Source organism: Lactobacillus kefiranofaciens (assembly GCF_014656585.1).
Classification (GTDB): Bacteria; Bacillota; Bacilli; order Lactobacillales; family Lactobacillaceae; genus Lactobacillus; species Lactobacillus kefiranofaciens.
Map to the genome: position 1 here is coordinate 1234267 of NZ_CP061341.1, position 15078 is coordinate 1249344.

At 36.9% G+C, this 15078-nt stretch carries 11 protein-coding genes, 1 tRNA gene, 3 pseudogenes and 1 other annotated feature; of the genes and pseudogenes, 5 read left to right on the forward strand and 10 right to left on the reverse strand.

Annotated features, from left to right (window positions below; translation table 11 throughout):
* Window positions 1–55 precede the first annotated feature (55 nt).
* From ICI50_RS06125 to ICI50_RS06155, 7 genes are all read right to left on the reverse strand, one after another.
* A complete protein-coding gene (locus tag ICI50_RS06125) occupies window positions 56–757 on the reverse strand; it encodes a methionine ABC transporter permease (RefSeq protein ID WP_188891333.1) in 702 nt (233 codons plus the stop codon).
* Complete coding sequence (locus ICI50_RS06130) at window positions 750–1811, reverse strand: methionine ABC transporter ATP-binding protein (protein ID WP_056941308.1); 1062 nt, start codon at window positions 1809–1811, stop codon at window positions 750–752. Before ICI50_RS06130 ends, ICI50_RS06125 begins: the two co-directional genes overlap by 8 nt.
* Window positions 1812–1822: 11 nt before the next feature.
* Complete coding sequence (locus tag ICI50_RS06135) at window positions 1823–2683, reverse strand: MetQ/NlpA family ABC transporter substrate-binding protein (RefSeq protein ID WP_095342015.1); 861 nt, start codon at window positions 2681–2683, stop codon at window positions 1823–1825.
* 48 nt (window positions 2684–2731) lie between these two features.
* Window positions 2732–2970, reverse strand: a binding site (T-box leader).
* Between the two features lie 62 nt (window positions 2971–3032).
* The gene (locus tag ICI50_RS06140; protein WP_188891334.1) at window positions 3033–5450 is read right to left on the reverse strand and encodes a cation-translocating P-type ATPase; all 2418 of its coding nucleotides are present in this window, start codon (window positions 5448–5450) and stop codon (window positions 3033–3035) included.
* A gap of 83 nt (window positions 5451–5533) precedes the next feature.
* Complete coding sequence (locus tag ICI50_RS06145) at window positions 5534–6040, reverse strand: dihydrofolate reductase (protein ID WP_013854252.1); 507 nt, start codon at window positions 6038–6040, stop codon at window positions 5534–5536.
* 10 nt (window positions 6041–6050) lie between these two features.
* Entirely contained in the window at window positions 6051–7007 is a 957-nt protein-coding gene (locus tag ICI50_RS06150; RefSeq protein WP_013854253.1) for a thymidylate synthase, read from the reverse strand.
* A gap of 132 nt (window positions 7008–7139) precedes the next feature.
* Complete coding sequence (locus ICI50_RS06155) at window positions 7140–7715, reverse strand: phosphatase PAP2 family protein (RefSeq protein WP_013854254.1); 576 nt, start codon at window positions 7713–7715, stop codon at window positions 7140–7142.
* A 147-nt stretch (window positions 7716–7862) separates the two neighbouring features.
* Here ICI50_RS06155 and ICI50_RS06160 point away from each other — a divergent pair.
* Together ICI50_RS06160 and ICI50_RS06165 are read left to right on the forward strand one after the other, a co-directional pair.
* Window positions 7863–7952, forward strand: a tRNA-Ser gene (locus tag ICI50_RS06160).
* Window positions 7953–8129: 177 nt separating this feature from the next.
* Window positions 8130–9246 (forward strand): annotated as a pseudogene (locus tag ICI50_RS06165) (amino acid permease).
* Window positions 9247–9290: 44 nt separating this feature from the next.
* On the opposite strand, the gene ICI50_RS06170 reads toward ICI50_RS06165, so the two are convergent.
* Complete coding sequence (locus tag ICI50_RS06170) at window positions 9291–10124, reverse strand: DegV family protein (protein WP_013854255.1); 834 nt, start codon at window positions 10122–10124, stop codon at window positions 9291–9293.
* 223 nt (window positions 10125–10347) lie between these two features.
* On the opposite strand from ICI50_RS06170, the gene eno reads away from it, so the two are divergent.
* Together eno and ICI50_RS06180 are read left to right on the forward strand one after the other, a co-directional pair.
* Complete coding sequence (eno, locus tag ICI50_RS06175) at window positions 10348–11634, forward strand: phosphopyruvate hydratase (RefSeq protein WP_188891336.1); 1287 nt, start codon at window positions 10348–10350, stop codon at window positions 11632–11634.
* A 189-nt stretch (window positions 11635–11823) separates the two neighbouring features.
* Window positions 11824–12873 (forward strand): IS30 family transposase, encoded by a 1050-nt coding sequence (locus ICI50_RS06180; protein ID WP_188891338.1) that lies wholly within the window; start codon window positions 11824–11826, stop codon window positions 12871–12873.
* Window positions 12874–12914: 41 nt separating this feature from the next.
* Here ICI50_RS06180 and ICI50_RS06185 read toward each other — a convergent pair.
* Together ICI50_RS06185 and ICI50_RS06190 are read right to left on the reverse strand one after the other, a co-directional pair.
* A pseudogene (locus ICI50_RS06185) lies at window positions 12915–13431 on the reverse strand (DUF4767 domain-containing protein); the annotation flags it as partial.
* Between the two features lie 132 nt (window positions 13432–13563).
* Complete coding sequence (locus ICI50_RS06190) at window positions 13564–14052, reverse strand: nitroreductase family protein (protein WP_188891340.1); 489 nt, start codon at window positions 14050–14052, stop codon at window positions 13564–13566.
* Window positions 14053–14170: 118 nt separating this feature from the next.
* On the opposite strand from ICI50_RS06190, the pseudogene ICI50_RS06195 reads away from it, so the two are divergent.
* Window positions 14171–15053, forward strand: a pseudogene (locus ICI50_RS06195) (ROK family protein).
* The last annotated feature ends 25 nt before the right edge of the window (window positions 15054–15078 follow it).

The window sequence follows — 15078 nt, forward strand, 5'->3', positions numbered from 1 at the left end:
GCATAAGCTACCTAAAATAAAAAAACGCACCTCCTACATTAAGAGATGCATTTTCCTATCTATTTTGATGATTCATCTTCTTAGCAAAGAAGTCACCTACTATTTGTACAATAAAAATTAAAACAATAACTAAAATTGTTGCTGCCAATGTTACGTCATTATTAAAACGATTATAACCATATGAAATTGCAGTATTACCTAAGCCACCAGCACCAATCGCACCAGCCATTGCAGTCAAACCGATCAGCGAAATAATTGTTACTGTGGAAACTCTAATTAGTTCTGAACGTGATTCACGCAAATAAACATCAAAGATAATATCTGATACTGTTGCACCCAAACTTTGTGCTGCTTCGACCTTACCTGTGTCTACGCTTTCTAAAGCAACCTGCACTTGCCTAGCATAAAATGGGAAAACGCCCAAAGTCAACGGAACTAATGCTGCCTTTATCCCAATTTGGGTACCAACAATCTTTTGCGTAACTGGTGCTACAAAGGCCAGCAAAATTACGAATGGAATGGCTCTAAAAATGGAAACGATCTTATCGCAGACATTGTACCAGAACTTATTGGGACGAATGCCATCATCTTTAGTCACTACTAGCCAAACGCCAAAGATGATTCCCAGAATGCCACCGAAGATTGTAGCCCAAAAAGTCATGAATAATGTTTGAAAAATACTAGTTCCCCAGCCGGCATCTCCACCCCAGCCTAACTGAACTACATTTGGACAAACTTTTGCAAAGCAACTAATCATCTAAATTCCCCTTTTCATCCAATCTAGTTAAAGTAACATTTTGCTTTTTCAGGAATTCTCTAGCTCGTTCCTGCTTTTCTGCATCACCTTTTACCAATACCACCAAAGTACCAATTGCTTCACCGTTTAACAACTCCACGTTGCCATACAACATTGAAACTTCGACGCCAATTTGCTGATAAAGTTCAATAATAATCGATTTAGTTACGTTGGCGATGCTGTAGACCAACTGATAAACTTCTTCATTTTCAGTCAGCTTGCCTAGATTCAAGGCATCTAAAGTTTGAATTGCTTCAAGACTTCCACCTACAAATCGTTTAGTCAATTCCTTCTTTGGATGCAAAAAGACTTGTCGCAAATTGCCATTTTCAATCATCTTGCCGTGTTCCATCACTGCAACTTTATTACAGATCTTCTTTACAGCGTCCATCTCGTGCGTGATTAAGACAACCGTTAAGCCTAATTTTTTATTCAAGCTTTTTAGCAGATCTAAGATTTGCTGGGTGTTTTGTGGATCCAACGCACTAGTTGCCTCATCCGAAATTAAAATATCTGGATGATTGGCTAAAGCTCGCGCAATTGCTACTCGTTGTTGCTGCCCACCTGAGAGTTCAACTGGATAAAAGTTTGCTTTATCTTTCAAATCAACCAAGTCAAGCAGCTCCAAGGATCTTTTTTCTAATTCATCATCAGATAATTTAGCATGCTTTAAAGCAAAAGCTACATTTTCTAAAACCGTTGTTTCATTTAATAAATTAAAACCCTGGAAAATCATGCCGATTTTTCTACGCTCTAGCTGTAATTGCTTAGTTGAAATTACCTGCTTACCATTTTTAACAAAATCAACATCATTGACTTTAATATCGCCTGCAGTAGGGTGCTGCAAGAGATTGATGGTTCTAACTAAGGTTGACTTACCAGCACCAGAAAAGCCAACTACGCCGTAAATATCGCCCTTTTCAACATGTAAGCTTACATCATGAACAGCCTGCACAACTTTCCCCTTTTTTTGCGGGAAATCTACATTAATATGATCTAATTGAATAATACTCATCCTTACCCCTCCTACTTAATCTTGATATCCCAAGCAGCAATCTGTGAATTGCCATAAAAATGTTTAGTTAATTGCTTTGTCTTCTTGGTTTGGTAAGCTTTGACTACGTCTTGGTAAAGCTTGTTATTTGCTTGACCCTTCTTAGCACAAATGATGTTAATCCATTGCTTAGAATATTTGTTGACTGGCTCAATGTAAATAGTTTGCTTATCACCTAAGCCAGCAGGTCCAGCATAGTCATTGTTGACTACTGACGCATCAACGGAGTTGATCACCCGGCCAGTTTGTTCTGCGCCAACCTCTTTCAATTTAAAGTTATGTGGATTCTTCGTAATATCAGCAACAGTAACTAACGCCTTGCCCTTTCTTAAATTGATTAAGCCGGCATTCTTTAATACAAATAAAGCTCTTGATTCATTAGTAGCATCATTAGGAATGGCAATCGTTGCTCCATCTGGCAAATCAGCCAGTTTCTTATATTTCTTAGAATATAAGCGAATTGGTGCAATATAAGTTCTCCCAATAGGAACTACGCCACCACCATTAGATTTGTTCCAAGCTTTTAAGAAGGCATAATGTTGAAAAGCATTTAAATCCACATCACCAGATTTTAAAGCCTTATTGGGTTGGTTATAATCAGTAAAATTTTTGATTTTAATAGTGATCCCATAATCTTCTTTGGCAGTTTTGGCTACACTCTTCCAAATAGCCGCATCTTGTTTGCTTTGTGAAACTACACCTACTACAACTGTCTTATTCTGCGCTTGATTATTGATATTAAGACCAGGTCCAAAACTAAACCAGCCTGCAATCAGAATTAAAATTCCGATAATTGACAAAATAATTGTATTTCTTCGTCTACGTTTTCTCATAAAACTCAACTCCTAATTTATCAATGAAAATAAAAAGAGCATCCACCCCCAAAGGGCGAATGCTCGCGTTACCACCTTTAATTCATTTATCATTCACATGATAAATCTTACTGACTATCAAAAAATAGTCTGCACTACTAACGGATGCAACTCCGCTGATAGCTAACTATCACTACCAGATATCATTCCAAGCCCATATTCATTAGTTCTTATTTGCTAACTTTCACCACTTTGTTAGCTCTCTTTAAAAATAAGATTCTAGTTACTCAGCTTTTCAAGATACTAAATTTTGATTTGTTATAAATAGAATATCATTATCTTTTAATCTAGTCAATAACTTTTTTCATTTTTATTCAATTATATTTTCTCTGCCGCGTTTATAGGCCTCATGAAAATCGCCAAATGTCATATTCTTCCCTTTTTGGTCAAAAACAATAAATACTTCGCGAATTCCATCCAAGATTCTAGATAGCCAACGGAAAATTGTCGTTGCCGCACAGAACAAGACTGCTAAGATAAAGAGCGCCTTATCAGTAATCATCGACATCGAGAACAAATTATGCAAGAAAATAATTGCTAGAACCAGTCCCACAAAAGAGCCAATCATTACCAGTAAACGAAAACGATTAAGCGGAGCAGAAATGTGATATAACACCATCATTCCTACTGCAATTAGCAATAACGTTGCCGTAGTACCTACATTATTATGATCTAGTTGAAAATAGCCTCCAGCTACTACCAAAATACTTACTGCTAGCATATCAGTGACCCCACCAGGAATTGCTCGTGACAAAATATTGGGAATAAATTGACCGCGAATTCTGTTCTTGTTGCTCTCTAAAGCAAGCAGGAATGAAGGTAGTCCAATTGTAAAAGCCGAAATTAAAGTAATCTGTGATGGCTGTAATGGATAATTAATTACCATGATCAATGAAAAGATTGCCATCAAGAATGAGAAAATATTCTTCACTAAAAATAAGCTTGCTGAACGTTGAATATTATTAACTACCCTGCGGCCCTCATTAACTACTTTAGGCATCCTAGCAAAGTTTGAATCTAGCAAAACCACTTGTGATGCCTGAACTGCCGCACTATTGCCTGAAGCCATAGCAATTGAGCAATCAGCTTTTTTCATAGCTAAGATATCATTTACACCATCACCAGTCATAGCGACTGTATTGCCCTGATTTTGCAATGCTTTAACAAATTTACGTTTTTGCTCAGGCTTCACTCGGCCAAAAACGCTATACTTTTGCATTGCCTCTTCATAACCATCTTCAGGAATTTCTTGCGCATCGATATATCTATCTGAATTTTTAATTCCAGCTTGCTGCGCAACTCTAGAAACAGTGACCGGATTATCACCAGAAATCACCTTGATTTCTACGCCCTGTTTAGCAAAATATTCAAATGTTGCCTTAGCTTCCTTTCTAATTGGATTTGTTAATAGAATATAACCATACACCTCAACCGGTTTTACTAAAGCTGAATCATTTTCGGTTAACACACCTGGATAATTTGCTACAATTAATACTCGGTAGCCCGTAGCCGCATAATGTTCAAACTCAGCCTGATACTCATCAAATTGATCACGCAGAACCATTTCTGGTGCACCAATCAGTAAAGTATGATCATCAAAAATGACACCACTATATTTATTTACGGAAGTAAACGGCAGAATACCGTTGGCTTTCTTGTCATTGTTTTCTGTAAAGAATTCATGTACAGCCTTCATCGTGGCGTTATCCGCCGGCATATTTTGCGCGAAATCACCAATAATCTTATTCAAATTGCCTTTATAGTTCTTCGAAGGAATAGCTTTTTCAACGCTCATCTTAGGTTCGGTAATTGTACCAGTTTTATCCACGCAAAGGACATTGACTCTAGCCAAAGTTTCCACGCTCTTCATATCATGCAGCATTACTTGATTGCGTGCCAGCCGAACTACCGCAAGTGCTAAAGCAATCGTAGTTAACAAATACAGCCCTTCTGGGATCATTCCGATAATTGCTGCTTCCATCGACACAATACTACGATAGAGCGACATCTTATTAATAAAGAAACTCATTGAAAACAATGCAATTCCCAACGGAATAATGATAATGCCGACCCATTTGATCAACTTGTTAATCGAGCGCACCATCTCGGATTGCTCACTACTATCCATTGCTTTAGCCTTAATCGTTAGTTTAGAAATATAACTTTCTTTACCTACTTTTTCCAGCTGCATGTAAGCTGTACCAGAAACAACAAAAGAGCCTGACATCAACTCATCACCAATTCCTTTAGTGATTTCGTCTGCTTCACCGGTTAATAGCGACTCATTTACTCGAATATTGCCTTTTATCACATGACCATCAGCTGGAATCTGATCACCTGTTTTAAGCAAGACGATATCATCCTTAACTAGATTTTCAATTGATATTTTGACTTCCTGCCCATCACGTAATGCCATAATATCTGTGGTATTCATTACGTTTAATTTACTCAAAATCTTCTTAGCACGAATTTCTTGCACAATTCCGATAACAGTATTCAAAATAATTACCGGTAAAAAAGTCAAATCCTTATAAGCTCCCACAACTACCAATAAAATTGAGAGTACCAAAAAGATTAAGTTGAAGTAAGTAAATAAGTTCTCACGAATAATCTGCTTATTCGTCTTAAATTGGTCATCAACCGCTTTATTTACTTCTCCTGCTTGAATTCTGTGTTCAACTTCCACAGAAGTCAAACCTGTTTCTAAGTTAGTTTTTTCTTCGTTCATTTTTATTACCCAGTAAATATTTTCTCTCGTGACACTATTATACCTAATAATCAAAAAAGCTCGCAATTTTAGCGGGCTTCTTTTCAAGATTTCCTTTGATAAGTTAAAAAAGTATATGGGTATTTATTCTTGCTATCCGAAACATGATGTTCTTTATTAAGCAAAGCGAATTGATCATAATCTATCGCCGGCATCTTAGTATCAGCTTCAAAAACTGCTTCAATCGCCGTTTTTTCCAAAATATCTACCTGATCTATCAGAGCCTTAAAAACTGATGCGCCACCGATGACACACATTTTTTCTTGCTTGTGCTTTTGTATATAGTCATTGATCTCAGCTAAAGAAGATAAAATCAGCACTTGTTTATTATGCTGATACTTTTGCCTAAGTTCCTGACTACTAGTCAAAACAATATGCTTTCTTTGAGGTAATAATTTTGGCAAACTCATGAAAGTTTTTCTGCCCATAATTATGGGATGCCCAATCGTTTTTTCTTTAAAATGGCGTAAATCAGCTGGTAAATGCCAGGGTAAATGCCCATTTAGCCCAATCTGATGTTTTTCATCTTCTGCCCACACATATTCAATCATAACTTTTCCTTTATACGGCAACAGGCGCCTTAATCGTGCCATGATGTTGGTAATCGATTACTTTGATATCTTGCATTTCAAAATCCTCAATCCGCTTTTTCTCAGGATTCAGCCACAATTTAGGTGAATCATAGGGCTGTCGGCTGAGCAATTCTTTTACCTGATTAAAGTGGTTGCGATAAATATGAGCATCCCCTAAAGTATGAACAAATTCTCCTACTTCAAGTCCTGTTTCTCTAGCAATCATACTCAGTAAAAGCGCATATGAAGCAATATTAAAAGGTACGCCTAAGAACATATCGCCACTTCTTTGATAAAGCTGCACGCTAATCTTGCCATCAACTACGTAAAACTGAAACATTACATGACATGGTGGCAATGCGCTAGTTGGCACATCTTCTGGGTTCCAAGCTGTCACGATCATGCGCCGCGAATCAGGCGATTCCCTAATCTGTTTGATTACGTTAGCAATTTGATCAATAAAGCCGCCGTCGCGCTTTTCCCAGTGTCGCCATTGTGCGCCATAGACATCGCCAAGATTGCCATATTTTTGAGCAAAATCTTTATCACTTAAAATTCGTTCATCAAATTTTTTCATCTCGGTTTGATAAACTTGATTAAAATCCGGATCGCTTTGACTTCTTAAGCCAAAGTTAGTCATGTCAGGGCCATCATATTCAGCGCTGGTTACCCAATTTTTAAAAGCCCATTCATCCCAAATATGATTATAATGTTCTAACAAAAAGCGGATATTGGTATCACCACGCAGAAACCACAATAATTCACTTTTAATTAAGCCAAAAGGCACCTTCTTTGTAGTTAGGAGTGGAAAACCTTGAGATAAATCAAAACGCATCTGAGCTCCAAAATAACTTCTAGTTCCTGTACCTGTTCGGTCACTCTTATCATGGCCTTCAGTCATGATTTTCTGCAAAAGATCTAAATAAGGTTGTTCAAGAATTGCCATTTTTATACACCTTTCAAAAATACATTTTTAATTACGATAGCACATATCTTGTATGTTTGATAATGCAAATACCAATATTTAGTGTTTTAAGCAAAAAATAAAAAAAGATGAATCAAATCATTTTTTATTAGTTTAGATTGCTAAAAATAATTGTTGTGAAATGCTAAAACAAACAATCGCTAAACTAGTCGCGCCAATCACATCTGAAGGATAATGAGCCTTTAAGCTCAGCCGAGAAATAATTACCATTACCCATAAAGCAATAACACTAATAATAAAGCCAACACCGAACTCTTTAGCAAATAGCTGCAATAAGATTAGGCCCATTGTAGTCGCACCCAATACATGACCGCTGGGAAAGCTATAACCAGTTTCCATTTTGGAATGCAAAAAAGGGCGCTTTCTACGGATCATCTTTTTTAAGACAATTCCTGATAAGTCAGCAAAACCTAACGTTCCCAACACCCACAGAGCAGTCAGGTCACGTTCCTGATTCAACAAAATACCAGCTAATAATACGTCCCACACAACCATGAGCTTGGGATCATTAATAAAAGCAATTACTTGCCAACTATAACCATCATGCTTTTTTACCAATTGGTGGTGCAGCCAGTGATCCCACATATTAAAGCGACGCGAGGTTTTTATATTAAAAATGAGTAATAACAAAATTGCAGCTGATAACAGCAATACAAGATATCTATCCATTAACACCAATATTTCCTCACCGATTATTATTTGTAACTTCTATTGTAACCAGAATAGTATAAATAATACTATTCTTTACACAAAATTAATAATATTTTTACTTCTTATGGATTATTTTGAAAAATAGGTTATAATAGATAAGGTTATGGAGTGTTGGCAGAGTGGTAATGCACCGGACTCGAAATCCGGCGAGCCAAGTTTTTCCTTGGCGCGCAGGTTCAAATCCTGTACACTCCTTATATATGATTAATTTCATAGTAGTTTTTTTATTTTTCCTTGACAAAACAACTAAATAAAAATTAAATTAATTGCGATGCTTAATATAGGATAGATTAATTTATGGAGAGTTGAGAAATGGGAAAAAAGAATAATGCACCTCAACTGAGTCGTACGATGACTGCCGGTCAAATGGAGATGATTTCTCTTGGTGGCGCCATCGGGGTCGGCTTATTCATAAAGAATAATGCACCTCAACTGAGTCGTACGATGACTGCCGGTCAAATGGAGATGATTTCTCTTGGTGGCGCCATCGGGGTCGGCTTATTCATGGGGTCTACATCAACTATTAAATGGACTGGTCCTTCAGTTTTACTAGCTTACATGTTTGTAGGACTAATTTTGTATATTGTAATGCGAGCTTTAGGAGAAATGCTCTATATCAATCCAGGAACTGGTTCTTTTGCAGATTACGCAACTGAGTATGTACATCCCTTAGCCGGATATTTAGCAGAATGGGCCAATGTTTTTGAATATATTGTGGTTGGCATGTCAGAAGTAGTCGCTGCCACTGAATATTTAAAATATTGGTGGTCCAATATTAGTGCCTTATGGTCAGGAATTATTATCATTGCATTTTTGCTAATTGCGAATTTAGCCAGTGCCAAAGCTTACGCTTCACTTGAATTCTGGTTTGCCATGATTAAAGTAATTACTATTATTTTAATGATTATACTAGGCTTCATCGTCATCTTTTTCGGAGTTGGCAATGGCGGCAAACCAACTGGCTTTAGCAATCTCTGGGCACATGGCGGTTTCTTCACCGGTGGCATTAAAGGGTTCTTCTTCTCAATGTCGATTATTGTTGGTTCATACGAAGGAATTGAATTACTGGGAATTTCAGCTGGAGAAGTTGCTAATCCGCAAGAAGCAATTGTCAAAAGCGTTAAATCTGTTTTTCTACCAAAAATCAAGTATTATCAATGATTCTGAGCAATTTAATCATTCTGCTTCAGACCTCTTCGTAATTGTCTTCAGCTCATCTGTTTTACCGGGGATGATTCCGTGGTTTGTGATCTTGTTAGCAGAATTAAGATTTAGAAGAAACAATAAAGAGATTATCAAACAACATCCTTTCAAGCTGCCGCTTTATCCCTTTTCAAATTACTTTGCCTTTCTAATGCTACTAGTAATCGTGGTCTTTATGTTTATCAATCCAGATACCCGAATTTCATTCATCGTCGGCGCATTAGTCTTAATTGTAGCAACGATTGTTTACCTAATTAGACATAAGGACGAATTTAAGCAAAATTAAAAGGATTTGGAATGTTAATTTAATACATTCCAAATCCTTTTTTCTTATTCATGAAAACCAACCATAATGCCGCCCTCTTCAGCATAGAAGCTGCAAAGTCCGTGCATTGGACGAATCGATACTTGAGCATTAGGATAATTAGCTAAAATCTTTTCTTTAATCGTATTAGCGTCTTTCTCATTTTCACAATGATCAATAATTACTTCACCACCTTGATATTTATCTTTTTCCATATACTTTATAATTTCACGAATAGCTTTTTTCACGCCACGCGCTTTGGCCAACGGCTCAAGTTTTCCTTCCTTACTGGCAGTCCCAATTAAATTAATTTTTAACAAGCCAGCGATTTTAGCTACAGCTGGAGAAACACGACCATTCAAAGATAGGTTATGGAGTGACTGCAAAACAAACAATAAATGTGTATGCATCCTGAATCGTGCTATTTCTTCCTCCAGATCTACAAACCGAATCTCGCTTTGAAGCATTTCTTCAATACCATGAATTACAATAGCTAATTCAGGACCAGCACTTTTCGAATCAACTACCACTATCTGGCTATCGGGATGTTTTTCTTCATAAATTGCTTTTGCCTGAAGCGCTGAAGAAAAAGTTCCACTCATTCCGCTAGTCATGGTCACGATGATTGCTTTTTCACTGCCTTCCAGTGCATTAAGCCACGTTTGAATACTAGGACAAGTGGTCTTGCCAGCTATTCGGTTACTATTCATATTAGTTAAAAAATCTTTGAGATTAAGTTGTTCATTATCAATATAATCTTGTCTACCAAATGAAATAGTCAGCGGCACCACTTCTAAATTAGCCGCTTGATTGGTCTCCATATTTGAACTGGAATCAACAATTAATTTAATATTTTCCATTTTTTAAATTCCTTATTTTTAAACTAATTAACATACATATATTATACTACTTCAGTATAGTCTTTTTTAATTCTATTTACGAAATTTTACAATGTAAACCGCTTTCATATGTTTACACCGTCACAAAGTTAGGCTAAAATTTGAAGTGTAAAGCGGAGCAAAAATTGTTCCGTATGGTATGCAAATTTTTAATACATGCCATAATTTTTGAGGAGGTTTATTAATGCTCAAATCAGTTATTGAAAATGTACATGCACTCGAAATCTTTGACTCACGTGGTAACCCAACTGTTGAAGCTTTCGTTACTCTTTCAAACGGTGTCGTAGGTAAGGCTGAAGTTCCATCAGGTGCTTCAACCGGTGAAAATGAAGCTGTTGAATTACGTGACGGTGGTTCACGTCTTGGCGGCAAAGGCGTTTCAAAGGCTGTTAACAATGTTAACACTGAAATTGCTAAGGCTTTAAAGGGTATGGATGCTCATGACCAAGCTAAGATCGACCAAACTATGATCGACTTAGACGGTACTCCAAACAAGGGTCGTCTTGGTGCTAACGCTATCTTAGGTGTATCAATGGCTTGTGCTGTTGCTGCAGCTAAGGACTCACATCAACCTCTTTACCGTTACCTTGGCGGTATTGACCTTGAAATGCCACAAACTTTCCACAACGTTATCAACGGTGGTGAACACGCTGACAACGGTATCGACATCCAAGAATTCATGATTACTCCAATTAATAAGACTTCATTCCGTGATGGTTTCGAAAAGATTGTTAACGTATACCACACCTTGAAGAAGGTTCTTGAAGACATGGGTTACGAAACTGGCTTGGGTGACGAAGGTGGTTTCGCACCTAACATGAAGAACTCAGAAGAAGCTTTGAAGGCATTACACGAATCAATCATCAAGGCTGGTTACAAGCCTGCTGAAGATATCGGTATTGCATGTGACTGTGCTGCTTCATACTTCTACAACAAGGAAGACGGCAAGTACCACCTTGAAGGCAAGGTCCTTGACGATGAAGAATTAGCTGCATACTACGAAAAGCTTTTGGACGAATTCCCAGAATTAATGTCAATGGAAGACCCATACGACGAAAACGATGTTGACGGTATGGTTAAGTTCACTAAGAGCCACAAAGACCGTATCCAAATCGTTCTTGACGACTTCATTTGTACTAACCCAGCACTTTTGAAGAAGGCTATCAAGGAAGGTGCCGGCAACGCTTCATTAATCAAGTTGAACCAAATCGGTACTGTTACTGAAACCCTTGAAACTGTTCGTATGTCACGTAAGAACGGTTACAACACCATGATTTCTCACCGTTCAGGTGAAACTGGTGACACCTTCATCGCTGACTTAGCCGTTGCTGTAAACGGTGGCGAATTGAAGACTGGTGCTCCAGCTCGTTCAGAACGTGTTGAAAAGTACAACCGCTTACTTGAAATCGAAGAAGAACTTGATGGCGGCGAACGTCTTGCATTCTTCCCAGATGACGTTGACCACGATTAATTTCGAGTTAATCTAGTACAATTTCAACAAAAAGCATGTGGAATTCCACATGCTTTTTTGTTTTATCTTCAAAAATAAATTAACCGCTGATTGTAAAATTAAATTGAACACTTGATAAAAAATAAAAAGTCCATTCGGACCTGTTTGATAGAATGTAGTTAGCACACAACATTTAGAAACGAGGTCAAAATGGACTCTTTACATTCTACCATGAATCAGCACATTAAAGGCAAGCATTTATCATTCGAGGAAAGAGTTATTATTCAATTGCGTTTGAAAGATGGCTATTCTTTGCGTGCCATCGCCCGTGAATTAAACTGTTCTCCTTCTACTATCAGCTATGAGGTTAAGCGCGGTACTGTAGAACTGTATCATGGCAAAGTCAAAAGATATAAGGCTACTCAAGGGCATGATGCATATCAAGCTCATCGTAAAAATTGTGGGTGCAAATCAGACTTTCTCAGGAAAACTCAATTCATGCGCTATGTCCACAAGCATTTCTTTAAAGACGGCTGGTCGCTTGATGTGTGCAGTAATCGTGCCACTGCTGTTGGCGCATTTAGCAGCAGAGATGTTGTCTGTACTAAGACTCTTTACAATTATGTCGACCAAGGTCTATTAGATATACATAATTACGACTTGCCAGAGAAGCTTAAACGCAATACCAAGCTTCATCGTATTCGCAAAAATAAGAAAAAACTTGGCAGAAGCATTGAAGAACGTCCTAAAGAGATCAATAAACGTAATGAATTCGGTCATTGGGAATGCGATTTAGTTCTCGGACATAAGAGCAAAGATGATGAGGTGCTGCTAACCTTATCTGAGCGTATGAGTCGTGAGTTTTTAATTCTTCGTATTCCTGACAAGACTTCTGTCAGTGTCATGCAGGCCTTTAAAGAACTCCAAAGGCAATACAGCGAACATTGGAATGATATTTTTAAAACCATTACCACTGATAATGGCTCAGAGTTTGCAGATCTTTCCAACCTAGAAAAAGCATCCAATACACTGGTTTACTATGCCCATCCTTACACTTCTTGTGATAAGGGAACAGTTGAAAGACACAATGGTCTTATTCGCAGATTCATTCCTAAAGGAGAAGCAATAGCTAACTATTCTTTACAAGACATCATTAATATTGAAACCTGGTGCAATTCTTTGCCAAGAAAGATACTGGCCTATCATACACCAGATGAAATCTTTGAAAGAGAATTAGATCAAATCTATCAAGCAGCTTAACTAAAAGTGTTCAATTTATTATTGCAATTTGCGAAAATAAATTAACGATAAATCTGCTCAAATATTTGATTTAAATTCTTATCCTTCACAGTTTTGACTACAATTGGATTGCCATTTTTAGATTGATCCAATAAAATCACTGGTTTCTTATTCTTTAAGCAGAACAGATTAAGTATTGTGCCAAGACTTAAAGTCATCATTGGCAATAGCTACCACATTATATTGGTACTTATCTTTGCCTAATGGACTGTAACCAATTTGGATAGTCTTTTTGTTTAATACAAATTTGCTTTGCTTAAAAATATCAGGATAAATTGGTCCCTTTTTAGTTTTCAAAGAATGAGCACCATCATAATAACGATATACTTGACTAGCTTTAGCACCCCATTTATTTACTGCTTTTTGCAGCTTTTTATTTTTGTTTTGATTCCAAGGAGCAACTTTAACAACCTTTTTCTTAGGTTTACTTACCTTTTTACTCTTCTTAACCTTATTTGATTTTTTAGGCTTAATTTTCTTTGGTTTCTTAACTTCTTTTTTCTTAGGAACAGCCTTTTTTTACTGAAGACTGCTTTTTCTTTTTCATATTTTCTCCAGCTTCTTTATTCATTAAGAATATTATATGCTAAAAAATTTATAAATAACAATTTAAGCGAAAATAAGAGCTAATGCGCCAAGTTTCATAAAAAATCAAAAAATTGTTACCTGATATCTCTTAGAACGATCAGTTGCTTCAGGCTCCTCAGCAGTTTTACCAACGGCAACAATAACCGTAGTTTGAAACGCTGGATCAATACCTAATTCTTTTTGCAGTTCAGCAAAGTCATTTAGCCTTTCAGCGCCACCCATGATATAAACTGAGCCTAAACCTAAATCTGTTGCTTCCAGCATGATATTTTCCGCTGCTACAGATGCATCTCGCTCACCAAATTCGCTCTCTTTTTTGGTATTTAAAATAAATAATACTGGAGCACCATAACAAGAGTTTGATGTAGCTTGCTCGATTTTGGCACGTAAACTTTCATCTTTTACGACCACCAAGTTCATCACATCCGCTTGATGCATTCCACATGGTGATGTTTGAAAAGCAGCAATCATATTCTGAATATCTTGTTCGGCAACTGCTTCTTTCTTAAAGCTTCTAACTGCTCTTCTATTTGTAAAAATTGGGTTAACCATAATTGACCTCCTATAATCTATTTACTTTATTTTAACATCACAGTTTCCATTGACAACGCTTTTAAATATAATTATGATTAGTCTTAAAAGTATATATTTTTACTAAGGAGAATGAATCATGAATTTAGCTGCTATTGATATTGGTGGTACCACAATTAAAATTGCTACTTGGAAAGACGGCAAGTTACAAAACAAACATGCTGTAGATACACCTAAAGATCCAGAAAATTTTTATGCTATTTTAACATTTTTATGCTATTTTAACAGATGAAGTAAATAAGATTAAAAAAGATACAGAAATTGAAGGTGTCGCAATCTCTGCACCAGGTGCCGTAAATCAACAGACAGGTGTCATTGGCGGCACGAGTGCCCTACCATACATTCATAATTTTAAAATTGCTGATGAATTGGAAAAACGTTTCGAACTACCAATTTCCATGGAAAATGATGCCAATTCAGCTGCTTTAGGTGAATTAGCAGAAGGTGCTGGCAAAAACTGCAACAGTATGGCTTTCTTCGTAATCGGAACAGGTATTGGCGGTGCTTTAATTATTAATCAAAAAGTATGGCACGGTGCTCACCTATTCGGTGGTGAATTTGGTTACATGGTAATTGGCACCGAATCAGTAAGTGATCTAGCCTCTCCAGTTGCTATGGCTAAACGCTACAATAAGCGAACTGGTAAAAAACTTGATGGAAAAACAGTTTTCGCTTTAGCAGATGAAGATGATCCTGTAGCTAGTGATGAACGTCAAACTTTAATTCACTCCCTAGCCCTAGCAATTTATAATGTTCAACAAAGTTTTGACCCTGAAAAAATAGTAATTGGTGGTGGAATTCCCAACAATCCAGAATTAATTCCATTATTAAATCAAGAAATAGAAAAATTACGGAAGCAATTTAATCCAGACAGCATTAAACCAGAAATTGTTCTTTGCAAATTAAAGAGTGATGCAAACTTACGCGGTGCAGTTGCAAATTTTGAACAAATACATCATTAAATAGCTAAACGCTAACTGTTATTTA

What these genes read in the sequence shown, in the direction of transcription:
- ICI50_RS06155 (WP_013854254.1), bottom strand. Translation starts at nt 7,715, where the DNA reads ATGGATAGATATCTTGTATTGCTGTTATCAGCTGCAATTTTGTTATTA.
- ICI50_RS06125 (WP_188891333.1), bottom strand. Translation starts at nt 757, where the DNA reads ATGATTAGTTGCTTTGCAAAAGTTTGTCCAAATGTAGTTCAGTTAGGC.
- ICI50_RS06140 (WP_188891334.1), bottom strand. Translation starts at nt 5,450, where the DNA reads ATGAACGAAGAAAAAACTAACTTAGAAACAGGTTTGACTTCTGTGGAA.
- ICI50_RS06130 (WP_056941308.1), bottom strand. Translation starts at nt 1,811, where the DNA reads ATGAGTATTATTCAATTAGATCATATTAATGTAGATTTCCCGCAAAAA.
- ICI50_RS06170 (WP_013854255.1), bottom strand. Translation starts at nt 10,124, where the DNA reads ATGGAAAATATTAAATTAATTGTTGATTCCAGTTCAAATATGGAGACC.
- ICI50_RS06135 (WP_095342015.1), bottom strand. Translation starts at nt 2,683, where the DNA reads ATGAGAAAACGTAGACGAAGAAATACAATTATTTTGTCAATTATCGGA.
- ICI50_RS06145 (WP_013854252.1), bottom strand. Translation starts at nt 6,040, where the DNA reads ATGATTGAATATGTGTGGGCAGAAGATGAAAAACATCAGATTGGGCTA.
- ICI50_RS06190 (WP_188891340.1), bottom strand. Translation starts at nt 14,052, where the DNA reads ATGGTTAACCCAATTTTTACAAATAGAAGAGCAGTTAGAAGCTTTAAG.
- eno (WP_188891336.1), top strand. Translation starts at nt 10,348, where the DNA reads ATGCTCAAATCAGTTATTGAAAATGTACATGCACTCGAAATCTTTGAC.
- ICI50_RS06180 (WP_188891338.1), top strand. Translation starts at nt 11,824, where the DNA reads ATGGACTCTTTACATTCTACCATGAATCAGCACATTAAAGGCAAGCAT.
- ICI50_RS06150 (WP_013854253.1), bottom strand. Translation starts at nt 7,007, where the DNA reads ATGGCAATTCTTGAACAACCTTATTTAGATCTTTTGCAGAAAATCATG.